This is a genomic window from Kineococcus indalonis (genome assembly GCF_009906395.1).
In the GTDB taxonomy this organism is placed as follows: Bacteria; Actinomycetota; Actinomycetes; order Actinomycetales; family Kineococcaceae; genus Kineococcus; species Kineococcus indalonis.
This window is the reverse complement of record NZ_JAAALM010000031.1, coordinates 1-16,402: the sequence shown is the minus strand read 5'-3', so window position 1 is coordinate 16,402 and position 16,402 is coordinate 1. Positions and strand designations below refer to the sequence as shown.

The 16,402-nt window shown below is 75.8% G+C and carries 15 protein-coding genes and 1 pseudogene; 9 read left to right on the top strand and 7 right to left on the bottom strand.

The window, feature by feature from the left end:
* Positions 1-340: pseudogene (locus tag GTR00_RS03315) on the bottom strand (hypothetical protein); the annotation flags it as partial.
* 116 nt (positions 341-456) lie between these two features.
* Between GTR00_RS03315 and GTR00_RS03310 the strand changes: the two are divergent.
* Positions 457-1,452, top strand: coding sequence for an NAD(P)H-quinone oxidoreductase (locus GTR00_RS03310; RefSeq protein ID WP_166610226.1), 996 nt, complete (start codon positions 457-459; stop codon positions 1,450-1,452).
* Positions 1,449-3,200, top strand: a complete 1,752-nt coding sequence (locus GTR00_RS03305; RefSeq protein WP_166610225.1) for a glycoside hydrolase family 15 protein — start codon at positions 1,449-1,451, stop codon at positions 3,198-3,200. Before GTR00_RS03310 ends, GTR00_RS03305 begins: the two co-directional genes overlap by 4 nt.
* Before the next feature lie 54 nt (positions 3,201-3,254).
* On the opposite strand, the gene GTR00_RS03300 is transcribed toward GTR00_RS03305, so the two are convergent.
* Positions 3,255-3,791: an Hsp20/alpha crystallin family protein gene (locus GTR00_RS03300; protein ID WP_166610224.1), complete on the bottom strand. Its 537-nt coding sequence runs from the start codon at positions 3,789-3,791 to the stop codon at positions 3,255-3,257.
* A gap of 134 nt (positions 3,792-3,925) precedes the next feature.
* On the opposite strand from GTR00_RS03300, the gene GTR00_RS03295 reads away from it, so the two are divergent.
* Positions 3,926-4,894, top strand: a complete 969-nt coding sequence (locus tag GTR00_RS03295) for an aldo/keto reductase (RefSeq protein ID WP_166610223.1) — start codon at positions 3,926-3,928, stop codon at positions 4,892-4,894.
* 64 nt (positions 4,895-4,958) lie between these two features.
* On the opposite strand, the gene GTR00_RS03290 is transcribed toward GTR00_RS03295, so the two are convergent.
* Positions 4,959-5,924, bottom strand: coding sequence for a sugar-binding transcriptional regulator (locus tag GTR00_RS03290; protein ID WP_166610222.1), 966 nt, complete (start codon positions 5,922-5,924; stop codon positions 4,959-4,961).
* Positions 5,925-6,119: 195 nt separating this feature from the next.
* On the opposite strand from GTR00_RS03290, the gene GTR00_RS03285 reads away from it, so the two are divergent.
* The 6 genes from GTR00_RS03285 (at position 6,120) to GTR00_RS03260 (ending at position 13,362) form a co-directional block, all read left to right on the top strand.
* A complete protein-coding gene (locus tag GTR00_RS03285) occupies positions 6,120-7,502 on the top strand; it encodes an ABC transporter substrate-binding protein (protein ID WP_166610221.1) in 1,383 nt (460 codons plus the stop codon).
* 94 nt (positions 7,503-7,596) lie between these two features.
* Positions 7,597-8,571: a carbohydrate ABC transporter permease gene (locus GTR00_RS03280; protein WP_166610220.1), complete on the top strand. Its 975-nt coding sequence runs from the start codon at positions 7,597-7,599 to the stop codon at positions 8,569-8,571.
* Positions 8,568-9,461 carry a carbohydrate ABC transporter permease gene (locus GTR00_RS03275; RefSeq protein ID WP_166610219.1) on the top strand — a complete coding sequence of 298 codons (894 nt, stop codon included), beginning with the start codon at positions 8,568-8,570 and terminating at the stop codon, positions 9,459-9,461. Before GTR00_RS03280 ends, GTR00_RS03275 begins: the two co-directional genes overlap by 4 nt.
* Positions 9,458-10,963 carry a mannitol dehydrogenase family protein gene (locus GTR00_RS03270; RefSeq protein ID WP_166610218.1) on the top strand — a complete coding sequence of 502 codons (1,506 nt, stop codon included), beginning with the start codon at positions 9,458-9,460 and terminating at the stop codon, positions 10,961-10,963. The genes GTR00_RS03275 and GTR00_RS03270 overlap by 4 nt, the downstream gene beginning before the upstream one ends.
* A gap of 100 nt (positions 10,964-11,063) precedes the next feature.
* Positions 11,064-12,344, top strand: a complete 1,281-nt coding sequence (hisS, locus tag GTR00_RS03265; RefSeq protein WP_166610217.1) for a histidine--tRNA ligase — start codon at positions 11,064-11,066, stop codon at positions 12,342-12,344.
* Between the two features lie 100 nt (positions 12,345-12,444).
* A complete protein-coding gene (locus GTR00_RS03260; RefSeq protein ID WP_166610227.1) occupies positions 12,445-13,362 on the top strand; it encodes an aminoglycoside phosphotransferase family protein in 918 nt (305 codons plus the stop codon).
* Between the two features lie 34 nt (positions 13,363-13,396).
* Here the strand turns inward: GTR00_RS03260 and GTR00_RS03255 are convergent, their stop codons facing one another.
* From GTR00_RS03255 to GTR00_RS03240, 4 genes are all read right to left on the bottom strand, one after another.
* On the bottom strand, positions 13,397-13,981 hold the full coding sequence (locus tag GTR00_RS03255; RefSeq protein ID WP_166610216.1) for a hypothetical protein: 585 nt from the start codon (positions 13,979-13,981) through the stop codon (positions 13,397-13,399).
* Positions 13,978-14,241 carry a hypothetical protein gene (locus tag GTR00_RS03250; RefSeq protein WP_166610215.1) on the bottom strand — a complete coding sequence of 88 codons (264 nt, stop codon included), beginning with the start codon at positions 14,239-14,241 and terminating at the stop codon, positions 13,978-13,980. Before GTR00_RS03250 ends, GTR00_RS03255 begins: the two co-directional genes overlap by 4 nt.
* Before the next feature lie 76 nt (positions 14,242-14,317).
* Positions 14,318-15,127, bottom strand: coding sequence for an Fpg/Nei family DNA glycosylase (locus tag GTR00_RS03245; protein ID WP_166610214.1), 810 nt, complete (start codon positions 15,125-15,127; stop codon positions 14,318-14,320).
* 86 nt (positions 15,128-15,213) lie between these two features.
* Positions 15,214-16,402, bottom strand: a 1,189-nt coding sequence (locus GTR00_RS03240) for a DUF418 domain-containing protein (protein WP_205704945.1), incomplete at its 5' end; no start/stop codon positions are given.

Below are 16,402 nucleotides of genomic sequence, written 5' to 3'. Positions count from 1 at the left end.
TCTGCAGGGTGTCCAGGACGAGGCCCTGGTTGTTCAGGCTGGTCACCGCCCCCTCCTCGACCTGCCGGGCGAAGGCGACCCGGTCGCGGATGACCTCCTGCCCGGACAGGTCGGTGGTGACCTCGCCGGTCTGCGGGTTGGTGACCGGCCGGCCCTCCTCGCCCACGACGATCAGCGCCTCGGACGGGCTGGCGATCTCGTAGCGCGTCTTGACGGCGACGACCGCCAGCAGCAGCAGGACGACGAGCGCCCCCGCGACGACGGCGACGAGGATGACGGTGTCCCTCTCGCTCCACTCTCGGGGGCGCGGGGGCCGGGGCGGGACCGTCCACGTGGGCACCTCCCCGGGGCTCGGCGACGTCGTCGCCGACCGGGCCCCCGGCGCACCCGGGACGACCGTGGCCGTGGCCGGGCCGCCCGGGGGCGGGTCGCGCACCCCGGACGTAGTGTCGCGCCGTGCGAGCCGTGACCGTGGAGGAGCCGGGGGGCCCGGAGGCCCTGCGGGTGGTGGAGCTGCCGGACCCCGAGCCGGGCCCGGGCGAGGTGGTGGTGCGCGTGGCCGCCGCCGGCGTGAACCGCGCCGACGTGGCGCAGCGGACGGGCAGGTACCCCTCCCCGCCCGGGGCGCCTCCGCACCCGGGCCTGGAGGTCTCCGGCTGGGTGGAGCGCCTCGGCGCCGGGGTGAGCGGCTGGGCGGTGGGCGAGGAGGTGTGCGCGCTGCTGGGCGGCGGCGGGTACGCCGAGCGGGTCGCGGTGCCCGCCGGGCAGCTGCTGCCGGTGCCGGCGGGCGTGGACCTGGTGGACGCCGCCGCGCTGCCGGAGGTGACGGCGACGGTGTGGAGCAACGTCTTCACCCTGGCGGGGCTGCGCCCGGGCGAGCTGCTGCTCGTGCACGGCGGTTCCAGCGGCATCGGCACGATGGCGGTGCAGCTGGCGCGCGCGGTGGGCGCGCGGGTGGCCGTGACGGCGGGCTCGGCCGAGAAGCTGGCGCGCTGCGCGGAGCTGGGCGCGCAGCTGGGCGTGAACTACCGCGAGGAGGACTTCGCCGAGGCGGTGCGGGCCTTCGAGCCGGCCGGCGCGGACGTCGTGCTGGACGTGGTGGGCGGGCCGTACCTGGCGCGCAACGTGGACGTGCTGGCCACCGGCGGGCGGCTGGTGGTCATCGGCACCCAGGGCGGGGCCCGCGCGGAGCTGGACCTGGGGCGGCTGCTGGCCAAGCGCGCCTCGGTGCACGCCACGACGCTGCGGGCGCGCCCGGCGGCGGAGAAGGCCGCGATCGTGGCCAGCGTGCGCGACCACGTGTGGCCGCTGGTGGCCGACGGCGCGGTGCGCCCGGTGGTGCACGAGCGCTTCGCGCTGGAGGACGCCGCCCGCGCCCACGAGGTGATGGAGGGCTCCTCGCACGTGGGCAAGCTGCTGCTGACCACCGGGGCGCCGGGCCCGGCCGCGTGAGCCCGGAGGAGCTGGCGCAGCGGTTCCCGCCGCAGGTGCTGCGCGACTACGCGCTGGTGGCCGACGGCGCGCGCGGCGCGGTCGTCGGCCCGCGCGGGGCGGTGGTGTGGATGTGCGCGCCCAGCTGGCACGACGACGCGGTGCTCGCCTCCCTGCTGGGCGGGCGGGGCCTGTTCGCGGTGACCCCGGTGCACCCGTTCGTGTGGGGCGGGCACTACGAGGAGGGCACCCTGGTCTTCCGGCACCGCTGGACCGGCCGCGGGGACGTCCGCGTCGAGTGCCGCGACGCGATGGCGATGCCCAGCGACCCGCACCGCGCGGTGCTGCTGCGGCAGGTGCGCGCCGTCGAGGGCGACGCCGAGGTGGAGGTGGTGCTGGACCTGCGCGCACGCTTCGGCACCCGCGCGCTGCGCGAGGTGCGCCGCGGCGACGACGGCCGCTGGAGCGCGCGCACCGGCGACCTGCGGGTGCGGCTGTCGGGGCTGGCGGACGCCGACGTGGACGACGGGGTCCTCACCGGCCGGCTGCGGGTGCCCGCCGGCGGGCGGCACGACCTGGTGCTGGAGGTGGGCGACGCGCGGCTGCCGGACCCGGTGGACCCCGAGCACGCCTGGACCTCCACGATGCACACCTGGCGCTCGGCGGTGCCGGACATCGCGCACTCGGTGGCGCCGGCGGAGGCGCGGCACTCGTACGCGGTGGTGCGCGGGCTGACCTCGGACGAGGGCGGGATGGTGGCGGCGGCGACGATGTCGCTGCCCGAGCACGCCGAGAACGGCCGCAGCTACGACTACCGCTACGCGTGGGTGCGCGACCAGTGCTACGCCGGGCTGGCGATGGCGGCGTGCGGGGGCCCGTACCCGCTGTTCGACACCCTGGTGGCGTTCGTGGTGCAGCGGGTGCTGGCCGACGGCGACCGGCTGGTGCCGGCGTACACCGTGCACGGGCAGCCGGTGCCGGGCGAGCGCCGCACCGGGCTGCCCGGCTACCCGGGCGGGTGGGACGTGGCCGGCAACCACGTGCGCGACCAGTTCCAGCTCGACGTGTTCGGCACGGTGCTGCAGCTGCTGGCCGCGGCGATCCAGCACGACCGCCTGGACGCGGACGGCTGGCGGGCCGTGGAGGTGGCCGTCTCGGCGGTGGAGCGGCGCTGGCGGGAGCCGGAGGCGGGCATCTGGGAGCTGCAGGACGACTGGTGGACGCACTCGCGGCTGGAGTGCGTGGCGGGGCTGCGCAGCATCGCGGCGGTGTGCCCGCCCGCGGACGCGGTGCGCGCGGCGACGCTGGCGGACGCGGTCCTGGCGGAGACCTCGCGCCGGTGCCTGCACCCGGACGAGGGGCGCTGGCAGCGCAGCCCGGGCCAGCCGGGCGTGGACGCGGCGCTGCTGCGCCCGGCGCTGCGCGGGGCGACGCCGCTGGAGGACCCGCGCCAGCGGGCCACCCTGGCGGCGGTGCGCCGCGACCTCGTCGACGACCACTACGTCTACCGCTACTCCCCCGACTCGATGCCGCTGGGCTCGACGGAGGGCGCGTTCCTGCTGTGCGGGTTCCTGCTGGCCGAGGCGCTGCACGCCGACGGGCAGCAGGTGGAGGCGTTCCGGTTCTTCGAGCGCAACCGGGCCGCGTGCGGGCCGGCGGCGCTGCTGGCCGAGGAGTGGGACGTGGAGCAGCGCCAGCTGCGCGGGAACCTGCCGCAGGCGTTCGTGCACGCGGCCCTGCTGCACAGCTCGGTGTTCCTGGGCACCTGAAGCGGCCCGCGGTGACCGGGCGGTACGTGCCGCCCGGTCACCGCGGGGCGGGGGTCACTCGCCCTGCTGCTCGCCGGGCTGCTCGCCCTGCTGCTCGCCGGGCTGCTCGGCGGGCTGCTCGCCGGTCTCGACGGCCGCGGGGGCCGCGGCGGCGACGGCGATGCGGGTGGGCCGGGCGGTGGCGTGCGCGCCGGCCACGCGGACGGTGAGCACGCCGGCCTCGTAGGCGGCGCTGACCGCGTCGGCGGTGACGGTCGCCGGCAGGGTGAAGCTGCGGCGGAAGGTGCCGTAGCGGACCTCGCTGCGGCCGCGCTGGGCGTCGGTGCGGGCGTCCTTGCGCTCGCCGCGCACGACGAGGCGGTCGCCGTCGACCTCGACGGTCACGTCCTCGAGCGCCACGCCGGGCAGCTCCAGGCGGACCAGGGCGTCGTCGCCGTCGCGGACGACCTCGGCGGCGGGCACGAAGCCGGGGGTGCGGGCGGCGCCGACCGGGGCCAGGGGGCCGAAGGTGCGGCGGACGAGGGCGTCGAACTGCGCGTCGAAGGCCGCCTCGAACGGGGTGCGGCGGTTCCACACGGAGAGGGTGTTCACGGCTGTCCTCCTGGGACGATCCACGGCGCCCGGGGCGAGCGCCTTCGACTCACACAACGTGAGCCCCCTCCGCTCAATTCCGCGTTCGCCCCCGGCGAAGGGCGGAGCGGGACGAGCGCGGGCAGGATCGGCGCATGGACTACGTGAAGCTCGGTTCCACCGGCCTGGAGGTCTCCCGGCTCTGCCTGGGGTGCATGAGCTACGGCGACCCCGAGCGCGGCGGGCACCCGTGGACGCTGCCGCAGGAGGAGAGCGCGCCGTTCCTGCGCCGCGCCTTCGACGCCGGCGTAAACTTCTTCGACACCGCCAACGTCTACTCCAACGGCTCCTCCGAGGAGATCCTCGGCGAGGTGCTCCTCAAGCACGTGCCGCGCGAGGAGGTCGTCGTCGCCACCAAGGTGCACGGGCGGATGCGCCCGGGGCCCAACGGCGCGGGCCTGTCGCGCCAGGCGGTCCTCACCGAGATCGACAACAGCCTGCGGCGCCTGGGCACCGACCACGTCGACCTGTACCAGATCCACCGCTGGGACCCCACCACGCCGGTCGAGGAGACGCTGGAGGCGCTGGACGACGTGGTGCGCGCCGGCAAGGTCCGCTACCTCGGCGCGTCCTCGATGTGGGCGTGGCAGTTCGCCAAGGCCCTGCACCTGCAGGACGTCAACGGCTGGGCCCGCTTCGCGACCATGCAGGACCACTACAACCTCCTGTACCGCGAGGAGGAGCGCGAGATGCTGCCGCTGTGCGCGGACGAGGGCGTCGGCGTGATCCCGTGGAGCCCGCTGGCGCGCGGCAAGCTGACCCGCGACTGGGACGCGGCGACGAACCGCTCCGAGAAGGACGAGTTCGGCAAGACCCTGTACCGCGACTCCGACGAGCGGGTCGTGCAGGCGGTGGCGCGGGTGGCCGAGCGCCGCGGGGTGCCGCGCGCGCAGGTGGCGCTGGCGTGGGTGGCGCGCAACCCGGTGGTCGTGGCGCCGATCGTGGGCGCCACCAAGCCGCACCACCTCGACGACGCGCTCGCCGCGCTGGAGCTGGAGCTGAGCGAGGAGGAGGTCGCCGAGCTGGAGGCGCCCTACGAGCCGCACGAGGTCGCCGGGTTCTGACCCGGCCACACCCGCCCGGCCGACCCGCCCGGCCGACCCGCCCGGCCGGGCCGCGCCCGGCGGCTCAGCCGGGCAGGTCCAGCACCGCGCGCGCGAGGTCGGCGTGCGTGACGAGGGTGCCCACCAGGCCGCTGCGCAGGGCCGCGGCGGTGGCCCCCGCGCGCACGCCGGCCGCGCCGGTGGACATGGCGACGACCTCGCCGGCGCGGCGCAGCTGCCCGCCGGTGACGCCGACGACGCGGTCGGCCAGCCCCGGCACCTCGGCGCCGTCCGCGCCCAGCAGCACCCCGGTGATCTCGGCGACGACGCCGGCGGCGGCGAGGCTCGCGGCGGTGGCGGGGTCCAGGGAGTCCAGGGCGGTGGACTCCCCGGGCAGCCAGGCGCCGATGGAGACCACGGCGCGGGTGAGCGCGTCCAGCTCGGCCAGCGCGCGGGCGATCTCCGGCTGCGAGCGCAGGCTGTCGGCGGTGGCGGCGTCGGGCACGGCCAGCGGCGCGTAGAACGTGGCGGCGCCGGAGCCGGTGGCCTCGGCCGCGCGCCGCACGAGGTCCACGGCGCTGCCCTCGACGTCGGGGCGGGGCAGGGCGCCGGCGAGCTGGACGAAGCGGGCGCGCAGCGGCGCGGACAGGGCGGCGACCAGCTGGGAGACGGTGCGGCCCCAGGCGAGGCCGACGACGTCCTCGGGGGCGACGGTCTCCTCCAGCAGCCCGGCGGTGAACTGGGCGACGGCGCGGCGCTGCTCGGGCACGGCGGTGCCGGCGGGGCGCACCACGTACGCCGCGCGCAGCCCGAAGCGGGCTCGCAGCGCCTCGCCGAGCTCGCCGTCGACGTCGGCGGGCACCTGGACGCGGATCTGCACGAGACCGGCGCCCTGGGCGTCGGCGAGCAGGCGGGCGACCTTGAAGCGGCTGATGCCCAGCTCGTCGGCGATGCGGACCTTCGTCTGGTTCTCGACGTAGAAGCGCTGCGCCACGGCGGCGGCCAGCGCCAGACCGCTCGTGGTGGCCCCCCGCGCAGGCGCCTTCGCCATCGCACCCTCCCGCTCGGCTCGCGCTGAGCAGCCCGGCGCCGGCGCCGAGGTGCTCAGCGAGTTGACAGCTCACGTCCCGGGCGCCACTATCGCACAACTGAGACTGAGCCGCTCAGATGAGCGGGCGGGACGAGATCCCCGCGGGCCCCTCCGGAGGCCCGACCTGGACCTGTCGACGAGGACATGGAGGGCACGATGCTCGGACGTCACACCCGGCGCGCGGCACTGGCGACCGCGATGAGCGGGGCGCTCCTGGTGGCGGGCTGCTCGGGAGCCGGCGGCGGCAACGGCGGTGGTGGGGGCGGCGGCGACGACGAGGGCGGCGACCGCAGCATCAACGTGATCATGGTGAACAACCCGCAGATGGTGGACCTGCAGGGCCTGACCGAGGAGAACTTCACCGCCGAGACCGGCATCACGGTGAACTTCACCGTGCTGCCCGAGAACGACGTGCGCGACCGCATCACGCAGGAGTTCACCAGCCAGGCCGGTCAGTACGACGTCGCCTCGATCTCCAACTACGAGGTGCCCTTCTACTCCGAGAACGGCTGGCTGGCGCCGCTGGACGACTACATCGCCGACGACGCCGAGTTCGACCAGGACGACATCCTCGAGCCGATCGCGGCCGGGCTGACCGGCGAGGACGGCTCGGTGTACGCCGAGCCGTTCTACGGCGAGTCCTCCTTCCTGATGTACCGCAAGGACGTCTTCGAGCAGGCCGGCCTGACCGTGCCGAACAACCCGACCTGGCAGGAGGTGGCCGACCTGGCCGCCCGCGTGGACAACGTCCAGCCGGGCATGCGCGGCATCTGCCTGCGCGGCCAGCCCGGCTGGGGGCAGGTCTTCGCGCCGCTGACCACCGTGGTCAACACCTTCGGCGGCACCTGGTTCGAGGAGGACTGGACCGCCAAGGTCGACGCCCCGGAGTTCACCGAGGCCACGCAGTTCTACGTCGACCTCGTGCGCGCCCACGGCGAGGCCGGCGCCCCGCAGGCCGGCTTCACCGAGTGCCTGAACAACATGACGCAGAGCCAGGTGGCCATGTGGTACGACGCCACCTCCGCCGCCGGCTCCCTGGAGGCGGCCGGCTCGCCGGTGGCCGGCAAGATCGGCTACGCGCAGGCGCCGGTGAACCGCACGGACGCCTCCGGCTGGCTGTACTCGTGGGCGTGGGGCGTCCAGGAGGCCTCGCAGAACAAGGACGACGCCTGGGAGTTCATCTCCTGGGCCTCCAGCCAGGGCTACGAGGAGCTCGTCGGCGCCGAGCTGGGCTGGCCGCGCGTGCCGGCCGGCAAGCGCACCAGCACCTACGCCAACCCCGACTACCAGGCGCAGGCCGGGCCGTTCTACCAGGCCACGCAGGAGGCCATCAACGCCGCCGACCCCAACGACCCGGGCGTGCAGCCGCGCCCGGCGCCGGGCATCCAGTTCGTGGCCATCCCCGAGTTCGCCGCGATGGCCACGGAGGTCTCGCAGTACGTCAGCTCCGCGATCGCCGGCCAGACCACCGTGGCCGACGCGCTCGGCCGCGGCCAGCAGGTCGCCGAGCAGCAGGTCACGCAGGTCTACCAGCAGTGACCTCCCGCACCTGAGCGGCGCCGTCCCACCCGCCCGGGTGGGGCGGCGCCGCTCACCGGGCACCGACCTCCCCGACTCCCGCAGGAGCACACCGATGAGCACGGGAACCGACACCCCGATCACGCCGAGCGGGAGCGCCGCCAGCCCGCCCGCTCCGTCACAGGCCACCAGCGCCCGGCGCGCGGCCGACTGGGCGCGCCGGGCGCCGCTCATGCCGGCGCTGGTCTTCCTCATCATCTGCACCCAGCTGCCGTTCGTGGCCACGATCGTCATCTCGTTCATGAACTGGAACTCCCTGCGCCCGCGCGACCGCGGCTTCGCCGGCGTCGACAACTACGTCGAGGTGTTCACCAACGCCTCGCTGCGATCGTCGGTGTGGAACACCATCGTGCTCACCGTCACCGTCGTGGTCGTCAGCCTGGTCCTGGGCCTGCTCATCGCGCTGCTGCTGGACCGCAGGTTCGCCGGGCGCGGAGCCGTGCGCACCATGATGATCGCGCCGTTCCTCGTCGTGCCCATCGCCGCGGCCCTGCTGTGGAAGCACGCCCTGTTCAACCCCTCCTACGGGTTGTTCAACGGCGTGCTGACCTGGATCTGGCAGCTCTTCGGCTCCGACAGCCCCCCGCAGCCGGAGTGGCTGACCGCGGCGCCGAAGATCGCCATCGAGGCGGCGCTGATCTGGCAGTGGACGCCGTTCATGATGCTCATCCTGCTGGCCGGGCTGCAGTCCAAGCCGGCCGACGCCGAGGAGGCCGCCCGCATGGACGGCGCCAACGCCTGGCAGGTCTTCCGGTACCTGACCTTCCCGCACCTGCGCCAGTACCTGGAGCTGGGCGCCCTGCTCGGCTCGATCTACATCGTGCAGAACTTCGACGCGGTGTTCACCATCACCTCCGGCTCCCTGGGCACGGCGAACCTGCCGTACACGATCTACCAGACGTTCTTCCAGGCCGGGAACTACGGCCTGGCCTCGGCGATGGGCGTCGTCGTCGTCATCGCGACCATCATCATCGCAACCTTCGCCCTGCGGGTGGTCTCGAGCATGTTCAAGGAGGAGAACGCGCGATGAGCACCACCACCCCCGTCGGCACCGCGCCCCGGCCGGGCGCCGTCGTCCCCACCAGCCGCCGCGAGCGCAGGGCGCGGCAGATGAACCGCGGCAACCCGCTGTGGGGCCTGCTCGCCTGGGTCGTCGGCCTGCTCTTCGTCGCCCCCGTGCTGTGGATGGTGCTGACGTCGCTGCACTCCGAGACCGACGCGGCCACCAACCCCCCCTCGATCGCCGCGGCGCTCACCCTGGACGGCTACCGCTCCTTCTTCGACGCCGGGCCCTGGCCGCCGCTGATCAACTCGCTGTCGGCCTCGGTGGTCTCCACGGCCCTGGTGCTCGTGCTGGCCGTCCCGGCCGCCTACGCCCTGTCGATCAAGCCGGTGCGCAAGTGGACCGACGTGATGTTCTTCTTCCTGTCCACGAAGTTCATGCCGGTGGTGGCCGCGGTGCTGCCGCTGTACCTCTTCGCCCGCTACACCGGGCTGCTGGACAACATCACCTACCTGACGCTGCTGTACACCTCGATGAACCTGCCCATCGCGGTGTGGATGATGCGCTCGTTCCTGGCCGAGGTCCCCGTGGAGATGCTCGAGGCCGCCGCCATCGACGGCGCCGGGCTGATCCGCACGCTGCGCTCGGTGGTCGCACCGGTCGCGCTGCCGGGCATCGCGGCGACCGCGCTGATCTGCTTCATCTTCTCCTGGAACGAGCTGCTGCTGGCGCGCACCCTGACCGCCGTGGTCGCCGGCACCTCCCCGGTCTTCCTCACCGGCTTCGTCACCAGCCAGGGCCTGTTCCTGGCGCAGCTGTGCGCGGCGGCCACCGTGATCTCCCTGCCGGTGCTGGTGGCCGGCTTCGCCGCCCAGGACAAGCTGGTCCAGGGCCTGTCCCTGGGAGCCGTCAAGTGACCTCGACGACCGCCGCCACCCCGCTGTCGCCGCGGACCCTCCCCGAGGTCGCCGCCTCGGTGCCGGTACCCACCTACGACCGCGCCGCGGTGACGCCGGGCATCGTCCACATCGGCGTCGGCGGGTTCCACCGCGCCCACCAGGCGATGTACCTGGACCGCCTCATGTCCGAGGGCCGGGCGCTGGAGTGGGGCGTGCGGGGCCTGGGCGTGCTGCCCCACGACCGCCGCATGAAGGAGGTCATGGACGCCCAGGGCGGGCTGTACACGCTGGTGCTCAAGCACCCCGACGGCACCCTGGAGCCGCGGGTGGTCGGCTCCATCCTGGACTTCCTGCTGGCCCCGGACGACCCGGAGGCGGCGGTCGAGGCGATGGCCGACGAGCGCATCCGCATCGTCTCCCTCACCGTCACCGAGGGCGGCTACAACATCGACGCCGTCACCGGCGAGTTCCTGCTGGACACCCCCGACGTCGCCGCCGACCTCGCCGAGGGCGCCGTGCCGCGCACCTCCTTCGGCCTGGTCACCGAGGCCCTGCGCCGCCGCCGCGAGCGCGGGCTGACGCCCTTCACGGTGATGAGCTGCGACAACATCCAGGGCAACGGGCACACCGCCCACCGGGTGTTCGTCGCGTTCGCCACCGCCAAGGACCCCGCGCTGGGCGCCTGGATCGACGAGCACGTGCGGTTCCCGAACTCCATGGTCGACCGCATCACCCCGGTCACCACCGACGTCGAGCGCGCCGAGGTGCGCACGCGCTTCGGCGTGGAGGACGCCTGGCCGGTGGTGTGCGAGCCGTTCACGCAGTGGGTGCTGGAGGACTCCTTCACCGACGGCCGGCCGCCGTTCGAGGAGGCCGGCGTGCAGGTCGTCGCCGACGTCGAGCCGTACGAGCTGATGAAGCTGCGGCTGCTCAACGCCAGCCACCAGGGCCTGTGCTACTTCGGGTACCTGGCCGGTCACCGCCTCGTGCACGAGGTGGTGCAGGAGCCGCTGTTCGCGCGCTTCCTGCTGTCGTACATGGAGCGCGAGGGCACCCCGACCCTGCCGCCGGTGCCGGGCATCGACCTGGACGCCTACCGCCGCGAGCTGATCTCCCGCTTCTCCAACGCCGAGGTCCGCGACACCGTCGCCCGGCTGTGCGCGGAGAGCTCCGACCGCATCCCCAAGTGGCTGCTGCCGGTGGTGCGCCACCAGCTCGCCCACGGCGGGGAGTTCTTCCGCGGCGCGGCCGTCGTGGCGAGCTGGGCGCGCTACGCGGAGGGCGTGGACGAGCGGGGCGAGCCGATCCGCGTCGTGGACCGCCTCGCCGAGCGCGTGGTCGCCACCGCCGGGCGCAACCGCACCGATCCGACGGCGTTCATCGCCGACCGCGCGCTGTTCGGCGACCTCGCCGACGACGAGCGGTTCGTCGCGGAGTACACCGCGGCGCTGACCTCCCTGCACGAGCGCGGCGCCCGGGCGACCCTGGAGGCCCTCGTCGCCCGCGACGGGACCCCCTGAACCCCGCCCCGCGGTGGTCCGGGGAGGGGCGCCCCCCCTGGACCACCGCGGGGGTGCGCGGGCTCCGGGAGGGGCGGTGGGCGGCCACTAGGATCGGGGCATGGCTCCGAAGGTCGTCCCCGCACGCGGCATGCGCGACATCCTCCCCGCCGACAAGGCCCGCCGGGAGCACGCGCTGCGGGTGATCCGCGAGGTGTACCGCTCCTTCGGCTTCGACGAGGTCGAGACCCCCGCGCTGGAGGACCTCAGCCGCCTGGAGTCCGGGCAGGGCGGGGAGAACGAGAAGATGCTCTTCAAGGTGCTGCGCCGGGGCCTGGACCCCGACGAGGCCCTCAAGCCCGCCGAGGCCGCCGACCTGGGCCTGCGCTTCGACCTGACGGTGCCGCTGTCGCGCTACGTCGCCTCCAACGCCGCGGCGCTGCGCACCCCCGCGAAGCTGCTGCAGATCGGCCCGGTGTGGCGCGCCGAGCGCCCCCAGAAGGGCCGCTACCGGCAGTTCGTGCAGTGCGACATCGACGTCGTCGGCGAGCCCGGCAGCATCGCCGAGGTCGAGCTGGTCACCGCCACCCACACGGCCCTGACCCGCCTGGGCCTGAGCGGCACCACGCTGCGCATCAACGACCGGCAGGTCCTGGCGGGCCTGCTCACCGGGTGCGGGTTCGCCGAGGCCGACCACGGCAGCGTCCTCATCACCGTCGACAAGGCCGACAAGGTCGGCCTGGACGGCGTGATGGAGGAGCTGCGCGGCAAGGGGTTCGACACCGCCCACGTCGCCGCGCTGGAGGCCGCCCTGGGCCGCCTGCTGACGATCACCGACCTGTCGGCGCCGGACGCGCTGGCCGCGGCGCTGCCGGGGGCGGTGCCGGCGCAGGCGGTGCAGCGCCTGGGCGAGATCGGCGCGGCGCTGGCGGTGTCGGCGCCGGAGCTGCCCGTGGTGTTCGACGTCTCCCTGGTGCGCGGCATGGGCTACTACACCGGCCCGATCTTCGAGATGGCGCTGGAGGGTTCCGGTTCCTCGATCGCCGGCGGGGGCCGCTACGACAACATGGTGGGCCGGTTCACCGGCCGCGACCTGCCCGCGTGCGGGTTCTCCATCGGCTTCGAGCGCATCGCCGACCACGTCGCGCTGGACGAGGACCGCTCCCGCTCCTGCGCCCTGGTGCACCCGGCCGACGCCCCCGCCGGGGAACTGGTGCGCAAGCAGCGCGAGATGGCCGCGCAGGGCTACCGCGTGGCGCTGGTGAAGCAGGCCAAGCGGATGCAGCCCCTGCTCGACAAGCTCGTGGAGGAGGGGTACGGCAGCGTGGTGCGCGCCCGCGTCGGCGAGGACGGCGCGGTGGCGTTCACCGAGCCGTCCCCGCTGAGCGGCAGCGCCGGCTGAGGACCCGCCCACCACCGGGCGCGGGCGCGGCGGGAAAACCCCTTGCCGGGCCCGCGCGCCGGCGCCCACCGTCGTGGTCGTGGAGACCACGCCCCCGCCGATGCACGCCGGGCAGCTGCGGGTCCCGGTGGGCGCGGTGCGCGCCCTGGTCGCCGAGCAGTTCCCCCGGTGGGCGGGGCTGCCGGTGCGGCCGGTGCGCGCGGAGGGCACGGTGAACGCCGTCTTCCGCCTCGGCGAGGAGCTGGGCGCCCGGTTCCCGCTGGCACCGGGCGACGTGCGCGCCGTGCGCGAGCAGCTGCGCGCCGAGGCCGCGGCCACCCGCGAGCTGCGCGGCGGCACCCGGGTCCCGGTGCCCGAACCGGTGGCGCTGGGGGAGCCCGGCCACGGGTACCCGCTGCCGTGGTCGGTGCAGACCTGGCTGCCCGGCGCCACCGCCTCCGCCGAGGACCCCGGCGCTTCGCCCGCCTTCGCCCGCGACCTGGCCGGGTTCGTCGCCGACGTGCGGGCCGTGGGCACCCGGGGGCGCACCTTCTCCCGCGACGGCCGCGGCGGGGACCTGCGCCGCCACGACGGGTGGGTGCGGACCTGCCTGCGCGAGAGCGGGGGGCTGCTCGACGTGCCGCGGCTGCGCCGGCTGTGGGAGCGGCTGCGGGACCTGCCGCGCACGGCGCCGGACGCGATGACCCACGGGGACCTGGTGCCGGGCAACGTCCTGGTGCGCGACGGGCGGCTGGCGGGGGTCCTGGACTGCGGCGGGCTGGGGCCGGCGGACCCGGCGCTGGACCTGGTGGCGGCCTGGCACCTGCTGGAGGCCGGTCCCCGGCGGGTGCTGCGGCGGGAGCTGGGCTGCGGGGACCTGGAGTGGGAGCGCGGCAGGGCGTGGGCGCTCGAGCAGAGCCTGGGGCTGGTCTGGTACTACGCCGTCACCAACCCCGTGCTGAGCCGCACCGGCCGGCGCACCCTGGAGCGCGTCCTGGCGGACGAGGACGCCACCGCGGGCGCGGTCCGCCCCCGGTGACCGGCCGCGGCCACCGGCCGCGCCCGCCGACCGCTCACTCCGCGGGCAGGTCCAGCGGGCGCTTGTAGTAGCCCCACGGGAACGTCATCGACTTCACCGGGGTCCAGCCGTCCTTCTCCAGGCGGCGGCGCGCGGCGGGGTTCCAGGGCTGGCGCAGGTGCTCCCACTGGTGGTCGGAGGCCTCGACGAGGTGGTAGAGGGTGCCGTAGTCGACGACGTGCCAGCCGCGGCGGCCCTCGCGCTCCAGGACCTCCATCTCGTCGAAGGCGGTGAGGGGGGTGAGGACGCGGCGCTGCCGGCCGCCCTCGCCGGTGCCGGCGTCCTGACCGGGCTTGGCGGTGGGCGAGCCGAAGCGCTGCTGGGCGGCCTGCTTGCTGACGCCGAGCACGGCGCCGACGGCGTCCCAGCGGTGCCCGGCGGAGCGGGCGCCGTCGATGGAGGTGCGCAGCAGGCGGCTGGCCTCCTCGGCGGCCACGCGGCCGGCGTCCACCAGGCGCAGCGTGCCCTCGGGATCGGTGGCGGGGTCGCCGGGCGTGCCGGCGGCCTCGATGACGGCGGCGGCGATGCGCTCGCGCAGCAGGGCGGTGGTGGCCTCGTCGAGCCCCGTGGTGACGGTCACCGGGTCTCCCGCTCGCCGGCCGGGCCGAGGGGCTCCAGGGCGTCGAGGGTCTCGCGGTCCTCCTGCGCGGCCCGGGTGCGGCGCACCTGGGTGCGCAGCGCCAGGCCGGCGAGCAGGCCGCCCAGCAGGGCGACGGCGAGGAGGAGGACGGTGCGCAGGGGGCCGTCTCCGGTGGTCAGCAGGACCAGGGCGACGCCCAGCGGGACGAGGAGGGGGACGAGGGCGAGCCGCTGCGAGGGGGCCCGGCGGGGTGCGGTCATGCGTCAAGGATGTCTTGACGAGAGCAGGCCGTCAAGGGTTCCTTGACAGCTCGTCCCCCGGGTCCCGGTGCACCCCTCAGCGCTGGCAGTGCGGGCACCACCACGTCCAGCGCCGCTCCGGGTCGCCGGGCACCTCCGCGCTCACCTCGACCGGCGTGCCGCAGCGCAGGCACGGCTGCCCGCCCCGTCCGTACACCCAGTGCTGCCGGCCGGGGCGGGTGTCGCCGGTGGTGACCTGGTGGGTGTCGCGCCCGCTGATCGAGAACCGCAGCATCTTCACCGCCAGGCGCACCAGGGGCTCCAGCGCCACCTCGCCGACGGGCCGGGTGGGCAGGTGCCCGCGCAGGAAGCACAGCTCGTTGACCCACAGGTTGCCCAGCCCGGCGAGGTTGCGCTGGTCCAGCAGCGCCGCGGCCAGCGGGCGCCGCGGGTCGGCGGCCAGGTTGCGCACCGCGGCGGCGACGACCTCGCCGACGGGCGTCACCGCGTCGAGCGGGTCCGGCCCCAGGTGGCCGACGACGGTGTGCTCCTGCGCGGTGGGCAGCAGCTCCACCACGGGCAGCTTCAGCCCCGCGGCGCTGGCCCCGTCGGTGCGCAGCAGCACCCGCACGTCCGGCTGCAGCCGCCGCGGCAGCACCTTGCCCGGGGCCAGGACCGTCCACGAGCCGTCCATGCGCAGGTGGGTGTGCAGGGTCAGCGCGGCGCCGTCGAGGTCGAAGCGGGTCAGCAGGTGCTTGCCGCGCGGGGAGGTGCCCAGCACCCGCGCCCCGGACAGGTCGGCGGTGGCGTGCTGCGGCACCCGGAAGTCGCTGGCGCGCACGGTGGCGCCGCGCAGCCGGACGTCCAGCGCGCGCGCGGCGCGGTACACCGTGTCCCCCTCCGGCACCCGCCCACTCTGGGCGGTGCGGCCGCGCCGCGCGAGCCGGGAGCGCCGGGCTCGGCGCACCACGCGCAGGTGCGGGACGGGCGCCGTCAGCGGCGCCGGCCGTAGGTCAGGCGGCGCAGCAGCACCTCCGCGGGCCCGCGCGCACCGGCGCGCTCCAGCGCCGCCGCGCCCAGCAGCAGCACCAGCCAGGTGAGCACCGCCAGCGCCGAGGCCTGCGCCACGCCCAGCTCGCCGCCCAGGCCCAGCACCGAGGCCGGCAGCAGCAGCGCGAACACCGCCGAGTGCCCCAGGTACCCGCTCAGGGAGCGCCGGCCCAGCGCGAGCAGCGGGCCCACCGCGGCGGGCCGGCCCCCGGAGCCGGCCGCGCGCGCGACGGCCAGGCCGGCCAGCGCGGCGTACCCGGCGCCGCCGGCGTACCCGGTCACCGAGTGCAGCGCGCCGGCGGCCAGCACGCCGCCCGTGCCGGGCGCCCACGCCCCGGCGGTGGCCAGGGCCAGCGGCAGCCCGCCCAGGGCCGCCAGCGGCACCCCGCAGCCGGCCAGCAGGGCGAGGGTGCGCCGGTGCCGGGCGGGCTCGTCCAGCAGCCCGCGGCGGGCGGCCAGCGCGCCCAGGGCGAGGGCGCCGAGCACCAGCGGCGGCTGGAAGGCGGTGAGGAAGACCCACTCGGGGGCGCGGGCCGCGGCCGCGGCCGGCGCGGACGTCAGCGCCACCGACGCCAGCACCTCCCCGGCGCCGGGCAGCGTCTCCAGGGCCCCGAAGACGGCCACCAGCACGGCGCCGGCGACGGCGAGCACCACCAGCCGGCGGGTGCGCGGCGCCACCAGCGCCCCGGCGGCCAGCACCAGCAGCAGCCCGTAGGTGGCGACGATGTCGGCGGCGAAGAGGACCACGCCGTGCAGGGCGCCGACGAGCACCAGCGCCCACCCGCGCCGGCGCACCAGCCGGCGCACCTCGCGCCGCGCGGCGCCGCGCTCCAGGCGGCGGCGCACCAGTTGCCAGGTGCCGTAGCCGACGAGCATCGAGAACATCGGGAACGAGCGGCCGTCGACCAGGCAGGTCTGCAGGACCACGACGACGCGGTCCAGCGCGGACAGGGTCGAGGCGGCGGGGTAGCCGCGCACGCCCGGCGGGCGGGCGTGCAGGTGGTGGTGCACGTTGGCCAGGCAGATGAACAGCAGCACCGCGCCGCGGGCCAGGTCGGGGGCGGGGACGCGCTCCGACAGGGCGGTGCCGCGCGGGGCAGGGACCTCCGGCGCCCGGGTCACCGCCCCATCG

What these genes read in the sequence shown, in the direction of transcription:
- GTR00_RS03295 (WP_166610223.1), top strand. Translation starts at nt 3,926, where the DNA reads ATGGACTACGTGAAGCTCGGTTCCACCGGCCTGGAGGTCTCCCGGCTC.
- GTR00_RS03290 (WP_166610222.1), bottom strand. Translation starts at nt 5,924, where the DNA reads ATGGCGAAGGCGCCTGCGCGGGGGGCCACCACGAGCGGTCTGGCGCTG.
- GTR00_RS03285 (WP_166610221.1), top strand. Translation starts at nt 6,120, where the DNA reads ATGCTCGGACGTCACACCCGGCGCGCGGCACTGGCGACCGCGATGAGC.
- GTR00_RS03280 (WP_166610220.1), top strand. Translation starts at nt 7,597, where the DNA reads ATGAGCACGGGAACCGACACCCCGATCACGCCGAGCGGGAGCGCCGCC.
- GTR00_RS03275 (WP_166610219.1), top strand. Translation starts at nt 8,568, where the DNA reads ATGAGCACCACCACCCCCGTCGGCACCGCGCCCCGGCCGGGCGCCGTC.
- hisS (WP_166610217.1), top strand. Translation starts at nt 11,064, where the DNA reads ATGGCTCCGAAGGTCGTCCCCGCACGCGGCATGCGCGACATCCTCCCC.
- GTR00_RS03260 (WP_166610227.1), top strand. Translation starts at nt 12,445, where the DNA reads ATGCACGCCGGGCAGCTGCGGGTCCCGGTGGGCGCGGTGCGCGCCCTG.
- GTR00_RS03250 (WP_166610215.1), bottom strand. Translation starts at nt 14,241, where the DNA reads ATGACCGCACCCCGCCGGGCCCCCTCGCAGCGGCTCGCCCTCGTCCCC.